The organism is Vibrio sp. R-1 (assembly GCF_035615595.1).
Taxonomy (GTDB): Bacteria; Pseudomonadota; Gammaproteobacteria; order Enterobacterales; family Vibrionaceae; genus Vibrio; species Vibrio cholerae.
Genome location: NZ_WPDC01000045.1, coordinates 1 through 15,733, shown reverse-complemented (window position 1 = coordinate 15,733; position 15,733 = coordinate 1). Strand labels below are relative to the sequence as shown.

10 protein-coding genes and 1 riboswitch are annotated in these 15,733 nt (G+C 46.2%); of the genes, 4 read left to right on the top strand and 6 right to left on the bottom strand.

Annotated features, from left to right (window positions below; all coding sequences use genetic code 11):
- Positions 1–74: 74 nt before the first annotated feature.
- From GOU96_RS10930 to hlyA, 4 genes are all read right to left on the bottom strand, one after another.
- Positions 75–929 carry a lipase secretion chaperone gene (locus GOU96_RS10930; RefSeq protein WP_076007917.1) on the bottom strand — a complete coding sequence of 285 codons (855 nt, stop codon included), beginning with the start codon at positions 927–929 and terminating at the stop codon, positions 75–77.
- 9 nt (positions 930–938) lie between these two features.
- Positions 939–1,877, bottom strand: coding sequence for a lipase family alpha/beta hydrolase (locus GOU96_RS10925; protein WP_001033420.1), 939 nt, complete (start codon positions 1,875–1,877; stop codon positions 939–941).
- 347 nt (positions 1,878–2,224) lie between these two features.
- Complete coding sequence (locus tag GOU96_RS10920; protein WP_000586206.1) at positions 2,225–3,871, bottom strand: methyl-accepting chemotaxis protein; 1,647 nt, start codon at positions 3,869–3,871, stop codon at positions 2,225–2,227.
- A 286-nt stretch (positions 3,872–4,157) separates the two neighbouring features.
- Entirely contained in the window at positions 4,158–6,383 is a 2,226-nt protein-coding gene (gene hlyA / locus GOU96_RS10915; protein WP_076007916.1) for a cytolysin VCC, read from the bottom strand.
- 863 nt (positions 6,384–7,246) lie between these two features.
- Between hlyA and GOU96_RS10910 the strand changes: the two genes are divergently transcribed.
- On the top strand, positions 7,247–8,503 hold the full coding sequence (locus GOU96_RS10910; protein ID WP_095463257.1) for an SGNH/GDSL hydrolase family protein: 1,257 nt from the start codon (positions 7,247–7,249) through the stop codon (positions 8,501–8,503).
- 110 nt (positions 8,504–8,613) lie between these two features.
- On the opposite strand, the gene GOU96_RS10905 is transcribed toward GOU96_RS10910, so the two are convergent.
- On the bottom strand, positions 8,614–8,880 hold the full coding sequence (locus tag GOU96_RS10905) for a hypothetical protein (RefSeq protein WP_267782715.1): 267 nt from the start codon (positions 8,878–8,880) through the stop codon (positions 8,614–8,616).
- 252 nt (positions 8,881–9,132) lie between these two features.
- Here GOU96_RS10905 and emrD point away from each other — a divergent pair, with 252 nt between their 5' ends.
- Positions 9,133–10,338 carry a multidrug efflux MFS transporter EmrD gene (gene emrD / locus GOU96_RS10900; protein ID WP_181725319.1) on the top strand — a complete coding sequence of 402 codons (1,206 nt, stop codon included), beginning with the start codon at positions 9,133–9,135 and terminating at the stop codon, positions 10,336–10,338.
- 152 nt (positions 10,339–10,490) lie between these two features.
- A riboswitch (Lysine riboswitch) is annotated at positions 10,491–10,663 on the top strand.
- Positions 10,664–10,741: 78 nt separating this feature from the next.
- Entirely contained in the window at positions 10,742–12,322 is a 1,581-nt protein-coding gene (locus GOU96_RS10895; RefSeq protein WP_162810901.1) for a Na+/H+ antiporter NhaC family protein, read from the top strand.
- 77 nt (positions 12,323–12,399) lie between these two features.
- Here the strand turns inward: GOU96_RS10895 and GOU96_RS10890 are convergent, their stop codons facing one another.
- Positions 12,400–13,374, bottom strand: a complete 975-nt coding sequence (locus tag GOU96_RS10890; protein WP_001267865.1) for an ABC transporter substrate-binding protein — start codon at positions 13,372–13,374, stop codon at positions 12,400–12,402.
- Positions 13,375–13,759: 385 nt separating this feature from the next.
- On the opposite strand from GOU96_RS10890, the gene GOU96_RS10885 reads away from it, so the two are divergent.
- On the top strand, positions 13,760–15,709 hold the full coding sequence (locus GOU96_RS10885; protein ID WP_170826473.1) for an ATP-binding protein: 1,950 nt from the start codon (positions 13,760–13,762) through the stop codon (positions 15,707–15,709).
- Positions 15,710–15,733: the final 24 nt, after the last annotated feature.

The following is a 15,733-nucleotide window of genomic DNA, read 5'->3' as shown; positions in this document are numbered from 1 at the left end:
CTTCCTTCTCCTTCCATGGATTTGGGCACCTTCGGGTGCCCCTTTTTTTAAGGCTCATGCCAATGCAAAAAGCCTTATTCTCCGTTATCTTTCAGCCGCTCTAACGCATCAATACGCCGCCACTGCTCAGGCGCAAAGTGCTGCTCTCGTAACTGCTGAATTTGGGTTTGCTGCTCACTGGCCGAGAGCTCGTTGCGAACTAATATAGCGGCCCGCGCTTGATAATAGTCCTGAAACTGCTGTTCAAACGTCGCACGGGAATCATCGAGCTCCGCTAAACGCTGCGCCCCTTGCTCACCCACCAAGGCAACGCGAGCCAAATAGCGTTGCTGCGCATCCCCCTGCCCCGCTTGAGTTAACTGCGGCAATAGCTGCGCTGTCGCCTCACTGCGCTGAATAAAATCGGGCTGGTCGAGCAACAGCGCTTGCCAAGCTCGCTGCGCCTCTTCACTTTGCCCATACTGCTCATAAATTCGGCGCTTTTCGATCGCCAATTCGCGCAGCCGATTCTCCTCCGCAAACAGCGCTTGCTGCTCAGCAGAAAAATAACGAGCTTGCAGATCTAACAAGCTTTGGTGCAATTGCCACCACTCTTGGGTCGAGAGCCCCCCGCTGGCTTGCGGCAGCGTCAGCTCAGATAACGCCGCTTTATACTGCACATATTGTGCAAACAGACTGCTATCAATGAGCAAGCCTTGGCTTTCCTGCTCATAACGCTGCACTTGCTGCTGAATCACGGGTAAAGACGTTTCACCCAAGCCTGAGAGAAAATATTCCAAGAGATCGCGCGGACTCGATTGATCTGCTTGTATATCCGCCTGCGATGGCGTGGTCACTAAAGGCTGAGAGGGATACCAAGATGACCAAACAATCGCACAGAGTGCCCCTATGGTCACCACAATTCCCAAACTCCATGCGATTTTTTTCATGGCAAGCTCCTACAATCCAGCTTGTTTGAGACGGTTCGCATGCTGGCGATATAACGTTACCGGATCGGTTTCAAACAGGGAGTGAATACCAAGCAGACCGTTGATCTCATCCAAATGGTTCATCCGGTAGTCATCACGGATCACTTTGCCAAGATGAGTACTGCAGGTTGCGACCAAGCCATCATTCGGCTCATTAAAGACCAACCCAATCAACCCCATCGCCACATCGCTTGGATCAAGAATATTGGTGACGGTCGCTGCGCCACTCCATGAGTAGTAACGCACCCCATTCACTTGGTACGCCCCCTCTCCACACGCTGATGTCGGAACACCTTCAGGATAATACTGATTGAATTTCAGCGATCCTTCGGTGGTGAGCGCCGCTAGCGAAGCAAGGGGATCTTGTGGATGCGCTTTTCCGCCAGAGAGCAGATCAATCAAAGCCACCAAGCCTTGGGTTAACCCAACCGCTACCTGCTCACTCACGGAACCCGATGGAATCACACCACGCACTAAGTCGGCAACGGCAGAGCCTTTATGAACCCCGCCAATACTGGTCACTGAGGCGACTAAATCCGGACGCACTGATGCCACATAGCGAATGGTGGGGCCACCATGACTATGGCCAATCAAGTTCACTTTTTTCGCTCCGGTTACCGCCAGTAGCGATTCCACCTGAGCCAACAACTGCTCACCTCGGCGCTCAGAGCTGTTGGTCGCTGAAACCTGTGCCACATACACTTGAGCGCCATCTCGGGTCAGTGATTGTGGAATGCCGTGAAAGTAATCCATCCCCGCCAAGGTGTCGAAGCCAAATAGACCATGAACTAAGACAATCGGATAACGGGTTTGGGTATAGCCTTGTTGCGATAACGCGTGAGCACTGGTTCCGGCCCAGATTAAGGAAGAAAACAGTGAGAGAGCGATTAATATAATGATTTTATTCAAGGGATATTCCTTCTCGTTCTTGTCTTCAGTCTTGGAATCACACGAAGTGGCGTGAGTCTCATTAACTGAAAACAGGGTCATTACTCGGTAGAAGTCAGACCTCTTACCGTTAATTAAGCTAGAAGAGAAGTGGCGGATTTCCGAATCTCAAAAGGTCAAAATGTGAACAAAACATAAAATTAATAACATTTCATTAACACACAATGTGTACAGCCCCAACTTTGGTTGAGGCAACATAAAAAAGGCGAAGAGCGATAAAAAAGCGGCCTAGAAAGGCCGCTTAGTGAGAAATAGAATATCAACGTCATCAGCAAGCGACATGAATGCTTGCTTAGCGTAGTCATTGGTTAAAGTTCAAAACTGCCCACCAGTTTATCCAGTTGCGAAGAGAGACGTTGCAAGCTTGCACTGGCTCGGCTTAACTCATCCGCAACATGCGAGGTTTCTGTCGTCAGTTGATTGATGTCTTCAACGTTGCGATTAATGTCTTCCACCACGGTTGATTGTTCCTCTGTCGCGGTCGCAACTTGAATATTTTGATCATTAATCTGATCAATTTGGCTGTTGATCTCTGTGAGAGATTGGTTCGCTTTAGCGGAAAACTCAACCACTACATCACTTTGCGAGCGACCTTTTTCCATTGCTTCTACTGCGCGAGTTGACTCCGTTTGAAGGCGATTAATGACTTGCTGGATCTCTTCCGTCGATGCCGCTGAACGACTTGCTAATGTGCGAACTTCATCCGCCACCACCGCAAAACCACGACCTTGTTCACCAGCTCGCGCAGCTTCAATCGCAGCGTTGAGCGCCAATAGGTTCGTTTGCTCAGAAATACTGCGAATGGTATCAAGTGTTGAGCTAATACCGTTAATTTGGGTCGCCAGTGATGAGACAACTTGAGTGGCATTATCGAGTTCATTGACCAGTGTTTGGATCCGATTTTGCACTTCGCCTACCACTTTTTTCCCTTCACCAGAATGCAGTGTCGCTTGCTTCGCGACATCGGCAGCCATGGCCGCATTGGAAGCGATTTCGGATACGGTGGCACCAAGCTCATGGATCGCCGTCGCAACTTGCACTGTTCTATCTCGCTGCGAAGCACAGTTAGATTGCGTCATGTGCGCGCGCTGCGACACACTAGAGGCCATCGTCGCCAGCTCTTTTGAGTTTTCTGCCACTTCTTCAATCGAGTGATGCACTTTATCAATGAACGCATTGAAGCTTTTACCGATGTCACACAGTTCATCGTTACCATCCAACTCCAATCGAGTACGCAGTGAAAGATTCGCCGCCGCAGAACTCATACGATCTTTCAGGTAAGCCACTCGGCTACGTAAGTTCGTTATGATGACCAGTGAAGTGATGAATGAAATGATCAAGCCTGCTGCAATGATCACCATTTGCTTGGTGCGTCCTGCTTCGAAACTTTCCACACTGGCATGGTTTTGCTGCTCCGCTTGCTGCAAAAGCGTATCGAGGATCTGGTTAGCTTGTTTGCGCATTTCACCATAGGTCGGTGCGTATTTATCGCGGTAAATGTTTTGCGCCGTGGTCATATCGTTATTGGCGAAGGCTTGCAGCATAGGCTCTAACTCTTCACGCACCATTTGTTCAAAACGAGCTTGAAGTTTGCGTGCCTGCTCTTTGAGTTCCGGATTAACCTGAGAATCAACCGCAACTTGCATTGCTTGACGCATTTCTGGGATATCTTCGGTTCTTGCCTCTTCGACTCGTTTGAGAACCCCTTTCGCATCTTTGAGCGCAGTCTCTTGTAGCAACATCATATCAATTCCAACCCGCATCCGAGGAATACGCGACGTCGCCTCTGCCATGGCGCGCATTGGTGCAGCCGTGTTGGCGTACAAGCTGTTGGACTGCGCTTGCATCACTGACATGGTGTTTAGACTGGTGAAAGCCACAAACAGCAGCGCAATCGCAGGGATCGCCACTGCAATTGCGAGCATCCATTTCAGAGAAAATTTATTGATGATCATGTCTCGTACCTATCGTTCAGAAGTTATCGTGTTTGCCGATATGTCAGGGTGTAGGAACATCGACAAACATCAAAAGCGCGTGGATCGCGCCTTATATTGTTATTGCGTATGTTTACCCTAATGTGAAAGGGCAGGCTGATCACCCAAAGAAAATCAACCTTTGGAGTAGTATGGCAAAATTATTATGTTTCTGAATTGTTAAGTCGACCAATAAGTAAATAAAAAACATTAAGTGCATTAAATGCCCTGAAATTTCAGGGCATGCTTCCATCTTTAACGTTTATTTTTAGTTCAAATCAAATTGAACCCCTTTCACCAACCAATCGTCAGCCCAAATTTTCAGTTGAGTGATCTTAGCGGCATCCGGTAAATCGAAACGATCTTCATGAGCATTGGTGACATACGCTTTCGAGCCTACCGTTTGCTGACGTCCATCTTGGTAGGTGAATGTCAGCGCCACCAACTGCTGACCGCCATATTGGAAATCACCAGAGGTTGCCGTGATGGATTTCACGCCGGACAGATCCACTGAACTCAAGCTACCACCATTGCCACCAACCAATAAATCGGAGGCGGATCCTAATGCATCAATCGCAGCACCCGCTCGCACATACAAACGATGATCTTGTCCCACACGCTGCTGATTCATTTTCCCTTGTGTGTAACCCAGAATCGGCGAACTTTCTTGCGCATTAAACACATCGGTATAAGCGGTGATGGTACGTAAACTTATTGCATCGTTGCTGCTCGCATACAAACCAAGCTCACCGGTTTGTTTGTCATGTCCAAGCGACTCGCCGCTGTAGACATTGGTCAATTCATCTGTGCCTTTACGCCACTCCCAACGCTGAGTCAGGTTTTGGTTACAGGTTTGCAACGCGTCTAATGCCGCACCATCAAGACAGAGCTTAGTGTTACTCGCACTCACATAACGACCAAGCTGATCATAGATGAACGATTGCGCTGACTGCTGGCTATCGCACGTATTGGCCGTCAAGCGACCTTGGGCATCGACTTGAATACAGCGGTTGTTAAAGCTGGCAAGTTGTAGGTTGACCGGGCGGCCACCCGTGAACACTGGGTGATCCCAATCGACCGTAAAGCTTGCCGATTTCGTGATTCTACGACGTGGGGTATCTTCAAAGCCATGATAGGACTGATGAGCACCGACCACATAGTAGTGCTTATAAGCACCATTATAGATTGGGCGGATATTGACCGAAGAGTCGATGATAAAATCCGTACTGCCTGTCTCTGTGGCAGAGGCTTTATAAATCACATCCATTTTCGGCACAAAACTCGCGTAACTCAGTGGGCTAATACGGTTCACGTCTACCGGGTAAGTATTCACCCACAAAGCATCGGTCGAACGATTGAGTAGCGATTCTGCTGTCGCGTATTGTTGACGATTCCATGTAAAGCTAACCGCTTGCGCATTCTTCGCATTACGCTCAATACGATAGTCTTGTGTGTTGTAGGTTAACCAGCGACTCTGGGTATAACTTGCTCTCGCCTCGAGTTTAGCTTTCGGGCCATCTCCACTGACTTCAACCCCACCAGTCACCCCAAGCTCAAAACCTGAAACCTCTTTGCGCTCAAATTTCTCGTTAATGTTATCGACAGGAAAGGTTTTCAGGATCTGCGCTTTATTGTTCGATGCGTTAAACACGAAGCGATAATCTTGGGCAATCGCATCGGTTGACCACTCACGGAAATAGGCATCTAACGTCGTATAACTGGCTCCAAACTGACGATAACCGAGTTGATCATTCAGATGAATGCCGGCTCCCGTGCTGTCATCATCTAAGCTGATACGCACAATTTTGGCATCCGGTGTCGCGGAACCCACAATGCCGTATTGCAATGAACGCTCTAGGTTAACCCGATAAATCAATGAGATATTGGCATCTTTACAGAACGGACGACTGCCCTTTTCGTTTTTCCACAACCAAGAGTTGTTGAAGGTACATTCTTCATCGCTGATTGCACGGTTGACACTGATGTAGAAAGCGACATGCGGTAAGGTATTTGTCTCGCTGTTTGCCGGTGCTGGACTTGCAAAGCCTGAACGACCTAACAAGCGCGCAGTGCGTGGTGCCTCTAACAAAGCCGGATCAATCTCTTCCGTCCGATCAAAAGGTGTAAACAGCAGTTCCCCTTTATGTTCAGTGATGACAATAAATTGATTAGCAAAACCCACCCCATAAGCCTTTCTGAATTGGGCTTGCATCTCTGCTTGACCTTCAGCATCACTGATCTGACTGAAATCAACCAAAACGCGTTTTTGCTGGTTAATCACCAAATCGCGCAGCTCAGCTAAGCTCGGTAATGCGTTGTCTTCTGCTTGCCAATCAGCAGCATTATAATATTTTATTGCATGACTATCAGCGACTTGACTAATAATATCCGCCGCTTCACCACTTGGTTCATTGATATTTGCCAACAGGGTTGGACTGGATATTGCACTTAATATCGTGAATATCGCGATTGCGCAACGATTGAGTTTTGGCATATAAACCTCACTGATTCTGTTATTTTTTGTGTTATTACAAGAGAGATTTCCAAACAAAGTGACTTATACTCAAATTACTGAAATAACGAGAAATATACCAAACACCCAAATTAATAGTTGCTAATAAACCATCTTCTATATTCTGAGTCGAATTGAGTAATATTCTTATATTTTCAAGTAATTAGAACATACCCATTTTGAATGTGTCTCATGGGTTACCCTCGTCATCCTTGAGTTTGCGTGTGGCTGTACTGCTACGGCTTACCGCGTATCCTTTTAGCAGAAATATATATCCCCTTCCTACTTGAAACGGCAGTGGTGTTGGCTACATTCATGCACCCCAATCACACAGTTTATCTATGCTCGTTGGGATTCGCTCTCTTGCCGACTACCTGCAACTCCAAGGAGTTTTGGTATATATAATTTCTGCCACCACATACTTACTGAAATATCACTTATATTTCTAAATGTAAAATACGGTAAAATAAAAAATTCACAGCAGATCACAGATTTCACCCTCTAAAGACTTTTTATTTACCGTAAAATAATTTCTTCCTAAAATAATAATCCCTGATATTTACATCATTGAATGACTCTAATTTAAATTGAACTAATTTAGACTGAGTTAATCTATTGACAAGAATATCAAGATTAATTTTAGAGATTACAGAGATTTAATATTTCAATTTGTACTATTACCCAAAAATAGTGCTATAGATATTTTCATCAACATGAGGTTGATCTTACTCCCAAAGCTAGAGAATAAAACCCCACCTTTCATTGACGAAATGAATGTGTCATCCACAATAAAAAGTGATCTGACCAGATCCTCACTCTGATTACTCAATGATAAGAAGTAAACGATGAAAAAAAGACTCTCTATCCTAATCGCTGGCTTAGCTAGCTTATCGGTTAATGCAGCCACTGAACCATGGGCTCCTCCTGAGGTAGAAGTGCTTAGCCGCGCGCAAATTCAACAAGTGCAAGGTAAACAAACCTATACCTATGTACGTTGTTGGTATCGTCCTGCAGCCACTCATGATGACCCCTACACCACTTGGGAGTGGGCAAAGAATGCGGATGGTAGCTATTACACTATCCAAGGTTATTGGTGGTCGAGTATTCGACAAAAAAACATGTTTTACACGACAGTTCAGCCAGAAACCCTGTTAGAACGCTGTGAAGAGACGCTTGGTGTTAACCACGAGTTTGCCGATATTACCTATTTCGCAGCCGATCATCGCTTTTCATACAACCACACCATTTGGAGCAATGATCCGGAGGTTCAGTCCAACCGCATCAGCAAAGTGATCGCGTTTGGCGATAGCCTTTCCGATACAGGCAACATTTTCAATGCCTCACAGTGGCGCTTCCCCAACCCTGACTCATGGTTCCTAGGCCATTTCTCGAATGGATTCGTCTGGACTGAATACCTAGCACAAGGTTTGAATGTACCTCTGTATAACTGGGCCGTCGGTGGCGCGGCAGGGCGTAACCAGTATGTGGCATTAACGGGCGTTTACGAGCAGGTCAGCTCTTATCTGTCTTATATGCGACTGGCTAAAAACTATCAGCCAGAAAACAGCTTGTTTACCTTGGAATTTGGTTTGAACGACTTTATGAACTACAACCGTTCCTTGGCAGAGGTGAAAGCCGATTATAGTTCTGCGCTGATCCGTCTTATTGATGCGGGAGCAAAAAATCTTGTCCTAATGACCTTGCCGGACGCAACGCGCGCGCCACAGTTTCAATATGCCACACAAGAACAAATTGATACTGTACGCAGCAAAATCATCGGCATGAATGCCTTTATCCGTGAGCAAGCACGTTACTACCAAATGCAAGGTATTCGCATCGTACTGTTTGATGCTTATACCCTGTTTGACAGTATCACTACTCAGCCAGAGCAACATGGATTTGCCAACGCGAACTCCCCTTGCTTAGATATTCGACGCAACTCTGCCGCCGATTACCTATTGTCACATTCACTCTCTGCGGAGTGCGCCAAGCAAGGCTCAGATCGCTTTGTGTTTTGGGAAGTGACTCATCCCACCACTGCGATTCATCACTATCTTGCAGAGCAGATTTTGGCCACCGAAATGGCACAATTTCCGCTGTAAAATTCTTTGCCCTCTGAGGATAGAGCTAAGTTCTATCCTCACTCATGCAGTGATAATAAACCTCAGCTCAAATGAGAAATTCAATAAAGAACATTGGCATACAAGGTCAATCATCGCTGATTTAACATCACGAATTGCACTAGTTGGGGCAACAAGCAACCAACACCGAACAATATGCTCTGCCATTGCGCTCGTTTTGTTGCCAGCAAGAGCGGAGACATAAAGAACAGCACCACCAACACTGGCAATAAGCTGACGTTACCAAGCCAGCCTAACAATAGCGTCAGTATGATTAATCCAATCAACAACCCATAAGGCAGTTTTAATTTAAATCCGAGCAAACTCATGAAAAGTAGTGGTACAGCAAGTGACAACATGTTTACGGCATCTTTATGATATTAATTCTCATTTATCATAGTCTGCCTTGAGTTTTGGTTCAAGGCACAATAAAACCAAAATTTGCATTAGAAAAAATAATCAAAGCCATAGATATTTATCGTGAGCAAAACAGCAATAATCGTTTGCTAGATAAGGCCTACAGCAATAACATCTCGCGCCGAGAGCTAAGCTCTTTCAAGAATTTTCATTAGATGATTTTAATAAGATATTGTTTTTATCTGGAGATAACGATGTCTGCCTCACTTTCTGTCGCAAAACTGACCTTCTTTATCGCTATTCTGGCTGCTGTCGGCCAAGCGACACAAACCATGTATGTGCCTTCTATTGGTTACATGGCGCAAGAGTTTTTGGTTTCACCAGCAGCGCTGCAAGCTGTGATGGCGTGCTACCTGATCCCTTACGGCTTGTCGCAATTTGTCTACGGTCCCCTTTCTGATCGTATTGGTCGCAAACCGATCATTATTGCTGGATTGGCGATCTACATTATCGGTTCTTTGATTGCGCTCTTCGCCCATCAGTACTCATGGTTTTTGATCGGTAGTTTTGTACAAGGTCTTGGTATTGGTTGTGGTGGCGCGATGTCTCGTACGCTCTCTCGTGACTGTTTCGAAGGGGCAGAGCTGCATAAAGTCAACAGCTTAATCAGTATGTGCCTGATTTTCTCACCGTTGGTCGCGCCGGTCTTAGGTGGCTACTTAACCGAAAGTTTTGGTTGGCGTTCAAGCTATTTGTTTCTGTCACTCTTTGCCATCGCCGTAGTGATCACCATGATGACGAGCATGGTAGAAACCTTGCCAGCGACAGCGCGTAAAAAAGAGCCCGTGCTACGCAGTTATCATTACGTGCTGTCGGATCGCCGCTTCCAAGGTTACTTAATCTGTCTTGTCGCGACCTTTGCAGGTTTAGCCGTGTTCGAAGCGGCGGCTGGCGTGTTATTAGGCGGTGTATTAGGACTACCTGCGACGACCGTAAGTTTGCTGTTTGTATTACCCATCCCCGGTTATTTGGCGGGCGCTTGGCTCTCTAACGTGATTGCTCGCCACTGGCGTGAAAAAACCGCTATGTATATCGGCTTACTCGCGATCTTAACGGGCTCACTGGTCATTATGCTGCCCGGCTTATTGGGTATGACCACGGCCTTATCACTGATTGGCGGCGCAACCATTTACTTCTTAGGGGCCGGCATTTTATTCCCAGCCGCTACCACAGGTGCACTTTCTCCTTTCCCTTATCACGCGGGAACGGGCGGTGCAATTTTAGGTGGCATGCAAAATTTAGGGGCAGGTCTGGCTACGCTGTTTGCCGCCATGTTCCCAGCCTCCGATCAACTACCACTCGGTATTATTATGCTTCTGATGTCAGTACTGGCGTTGTGGGGACTTAAACGCGTTTACACCAAACAGCCACCGTCAGATGAGATGCCGATTGCGATCTGAGGTGAGAAAATTCTGACCCTTTAGCGAATATACCGGATGAGATCAATTTCACTGCAGAAATGGGGAAATTAAATCTTGTCGTCACCTGAAAAGGCAGTAATATACGTCGTGTGTCACAGTTTTTGAGTCTAGCTCTTCAACGGGCACAAGTTCCTTTAAGTAGAGGCGCGCTGTTCATGAGTCGCCAGTCGTAGGTTGACCCCGATGATGACTGGTTAAAGGGTACAGCGCCGAAGTGATCGTTGCGTCATCAACGTTCGCTGGGCCAGCATTGAACAAATGCCGGACTGCCATAGTGTGTTGTCTATGGAGCGCTACCTTGAAGGATAAGAAGTGTTATTTCGCTGAAATGTGTTTTTTATCCTGCTGGTAGATCTCCACCTGAAAAGGTGATGTGAGATCCATGAATTTAGCCCCTTATTCTGACTCGATTTACTCGGTCATCCCACCGCTACTCGCGGTGCTGCTCGCGATTACCACACGCCGAGTATTACTCTCTTTAGGCGCTGGCATTGTTGCTGGTGCGGTTATGCTTAACCATTTTTCCCCGCTGAGTACAGTACAATACCTGTTTGGAAAGATCAGCGGTCTGTTTTGGGCAGAAGGTGCAGCCAACAGCGATAACATCAATATGCTGCTGTTTATGCTGCTGCTGGGTGGTTTGATAAGCTTAATGACGGCCTCAGGCGCAACGCGTGCTTTCGCGGTATGGGCTGAGCGCAAATGCAAAGATCGCCGCAGTGCAAAAGCTCTGACGGGTTTGATGGTATTTGCTTTTTTCATTGACGACTTTTTCCATAGCCTGTCTGTGGGTGCGATTTGCCGCCCAGTAACGGATCGCTTCCAAATCTCGCGCGCGAAACTCGCCTATTTGCTCGACTCTACCGCAGCTCCCGTGTGTGTGATTACACCGATTTCCTCTTGGGGCGCTTACATCATCGCTCTCATTGGCGGCATTTTAGCGGCACACGAAATGACGGAAATCAGTGCGATTTCAGCATTTGTACAGATGATCCCGATGAATCTGTACGCCGTTTTTACCCTGCTTATGGTGCTCGCGGTGATTTTCCTGCCGATGGATATTGGCCCCATGCGCCAACACGAAGCGTGGGCTCGTGAAGGTAAATTGTGGGACGAAAGCAAAGGCCGCCCTGCGGGCTTAGATATGGAAGGTGGAGAAACCGCTCGTGGTACCATGATTGATATGGTGTTGCCCATCGCAGTACTGACCATCACCACCTTGATTTTCATGATCCAAACCGGTAACGCCGTCTTAGCTGCTAACGGTGAGGCGTTCTCTTTGATTGGCGCACTCGAAAATACCAATGTGGCTCAATCACTGGTTTATGCGGCGCTGTGTAGCTTGGCGGTCTCGATAATTCTGTCACTGCGCTTAAAACTCTCGGCGCAAACGTGGCTATCCACGGCACCCAAAGGGGTTATGGCGATGATGCCAGCAATCATCATTCTGCTGTTTGCTTGGACGATTGGTGGTGTGGTGCGCGATCTACAAACCGGCATTTATCTCGCGTCTCTGACTCAAGGCAATCTACCGGTTGAACTGCTCCCCGCCTTGGTGTTTGTACTTTCTTGCTTAATGGCATTCGCCACTGGCACCAGTTGGGGCACCTTTGGGATTATGCTGCCACTCGCGGGTGATATCGCTGCGGCATCAGACATCAGCCTAATGCTACCGACTCTCTCCGCCGTATTAGCCGGCGCAGTGTTTGGCGATCACGCCTCACCGATTTCCAGCACCAGCATCTTGTCAGCAACCGGTGCGGGTAGCCATCATATTGACCATGTCGTGACTCAGCTTCCTTACGCGATCAGCGCAGCAATGGGCGCACTACTGGGTTATTTGGCGATGGGCTTATTGCACTCCGTTTGGGCCGGTTTGGCCGCCAGCAGTGTATGGTTTGTACTGTTTTGTGCCTTCAACCTACGCCAGAAACGTTGGCAGCAAGAACCTGTTGAAGCCTAAGTTCTTTCTCACACCGCCCTTTATGGGCGGTGTTTTTATCTACAACACACCTTCGACTTATAAACTAAGTGCAGCGCTTATTCATCGATAGGTGTCCAATCTTTCGGCGGCGTTAACCCCCAGCGCGCAAACTCTTCTGGCTGATAAAGGCCTCTACCTTGGCGATTTATTTGGATCGGAATATATTTGGCAAGCTCTTGCTTATCCAAAATACGCGTCACTAGCTCGGCAGCCATTTGTCCCTGCTCTAATCCAAATAACGCAACCCCACCCGCGGCTTTACCTTTGCCGATGGAGAAATCCCAAAAACCAAACAGCGGCAGTTGAGAATGTTGATTCGTCCAACTCATAATATTTTCGGGTGAGACATGTAGCCCATCAATATTGACAAGGGTTTGATACAAACCCACCACTATGGCTCCAAAACCTTCTTGATTCGCGTACTCAACCGCATGTTTCCATTCTTGTTCACTCTTAATAGAACGAATATCCGCCTCTATCCCCAAGTTTTCCTTAATCAGCTTGTATTGATCTTGCATATAATCCAAGGCAATTTTTGAGGTATTCCCTGAATCAAATAACACGAGAACTCGGTGTTTTTCTTTTGGTAATAGACGACCGATTTCAGCCATGTTTTTTACAAACAAGGGTTGCTCTAAGATGCCCGTCACTTGAGCAATTCCCGAATACTCATCCAACAACGCTCTTGGATTGGCATTAATCCCAAGGAAAACAATCGAGATGGGTTCGTTATACAGCTTAGGTAACAGGTAATAGAGCGCATTGTCATCGCCCAATACCACCAAATCAGGTTTCAATTGCTGATAAGCTTGAAATGCACGCTCGGCGGCCACGCTGTATTCTCGAGCGGGAATCCGTTTAGTATTCATTTCAAAAAAATGTAATTGATGTTGGGTGTTAATCCCTTCTTTCAATCCTGTTGTGTAGGCTGCATCCCAAGCATAACCCGAGTGATAACTTTGAATCACCAACACATTGGCTGTCCATGCTTGGCCACTCAATAACCACAATAAAACTCCCCACCAACGCATATGGCTTCCTCCGCGTTTTTGATTCCCAAACCACTGGGAGTGACAGGCAAGCTGTAGTGAGTCCATTCACAGTACATAGATTCTATGCGATTGAGGTGCACTCGCGTAGCCAACCAACCGCTGCTGTTTACAGTGGGAAGGGTATAGCAAGTGTAGTTGATGTTCTCCCTCAACACCGACACGGCTTAACATTCACGTTCAGCCTCACCATGTCATATCACTTGTCGCTGACTCAACGCATTGCGATTAGCGATTATGTACTAAGCTTTTGTTATAGAAGTCGCTACCATCCTCAGACTACGACGAAACGACTTGGAGTGGCTGGCCGCATTAACGCTAATACTTCTTCACAATGGATGGGGCACCAAAAACAACGAGGCTCAGGATGAGTAGAGATCAAACATTCAGTATCAATAGCCGTAACCCGTTCTCCAGCCGCATCGGGCGCAGAATTATTTTTTTCCTCGTGGTTCTGAGTGGCGCAGTGACATTGATGACCACACTGACACAGACTTATTTTGACTATGACCGAGAGTTCAATGAAGTCGCCCAGCGTCATCGTGAAATCGAATCCGTCCATGCAGAGTTACTTGCAAGTTCACTATGGCATTATGACTTACGGCTTCTCCAGCAACGTTTAGACGGTTTAGTTAATCTGCCTAAAATTGATTACCTTGAGATCACTTCTGACAATTACAAATTCAGTGCTGGGGAAAAAGTCACTGGAGAGCGAGTCTCAAATCAATATCCTATTTTCTACCAATCCCCCCAAGCGGAAGCACCTGTAAAGATTGGTGATATTTATGTGGAATCGAATGCACAAGAAATATACAACCAGTTAATTAGACAGTTTTTAATTATATTGGTCATTAATGCTCTCAAAACCACATTTATTTGCTGTGTTATTTTGATGATATTTCATATAAGTGTGAATCGAAGAGTTTTTTTAATTGCTCAGTATTTAAGAAAATACAATCCTAGGCATCCACCCGAACCATTAACACTTCCCCATACTGCTTGGATAATGGGAAAAATCGATGAACTCACTTGGCTAGCCGATGAAACCAACAAAATAACTCACAACGTCACTCTCTTATATAACAATATAAAACATGAGCAAGAGCGCTTAGCTGACTTTACTAATGTCTCTTCGGATTGGCTATGGGAGACTGACTCGAAGATGAAATTAGTGTTTATTTCTGAAGCAATGCGACAAGCTTTAGATATTCCTGAAAACAGCAAACTAATGATTTCAGAAATTGAATCACTAAAAAGCTTCAACACGTTACCAAAACTTATAGAACAACAATGTTCATTTTCGATGTGTGAGGAAACCATTACTGTTAATGGTCATCCACAATATTTAATGTTTCAGGCAGTTGCTCGTTACAACAAAACAGAGTTTCTCGGCTATCGAGGAACTGCGATTAATATCACTGAATTAAAACTCGCTCAACTCGAGCTCCAGACACTAAACCAAAACCTAGAGAGTGAAGTCGCGAAGCGGACACTCGATCTAGAAAATAGTATAGAGCAGTTAAAAGCGACTCAAAATCAATTGATTGAATCTGAAAAACTGGCTGCTCTCGGGGGGTTGGTGGCTGGTGTGGCGCATGAGGTGAACACGCCACTCGGCATCGCCGTTACAGCAAGCTCAGTTATCATTGAAACAACCAAAGAATTAAATGACGCTTTTGCTAACCAAACCCTAACCAGCCAGCAGTTTTCAGAACTGATGCAGAGATTAAATGACACCAATACGATGTTGGAAAATAATTTGAATAGAGCGGCAAAGCTCATCAGAGATTTCAAACAAACCGCCGTCGACCAAGTCTCCGAAAGCCGAAGCCAATTCTCTATTTACCAAGTGTTAAGTGCTCTGATTGCCAGCCTTCATCCAGAGACAAGGAAAGTTCCTGTCGTTCCGCAACTTGAAGGTGATGAACGTCTAATGATGAATAGTTTGCCTGGGGTACTCACACAAATTGTTTCGAATTTAGTGATGAATAGTATTAATCATGCTTTTAGTAATACACCAAATCCAACTATCGTCATCAGCTTTTATCAACAAGATGAAGATATTATCTTAGACTATAAAGATAATGGCTGTGGCGTTGAGCAGAAATTACACCATAAAATTTTCGAGCCATTTTTCACAACCAAAAGAGGCCGAGGAGGTTCTGGGTTAGGCCTAAATCTTGTTTTTAATCTTGCGACGCAAAAGTTAATGGGCAAGCTCCACTTTAGCTCAAACGTTGGTGAGGGTGTACATTATGTTTTCATATTCCCGAGAGTCCTTAATAAGCCTGTCATCGATGCGGATGATGAAATATAAGCGTTACTGGTTATTGGTTATTGG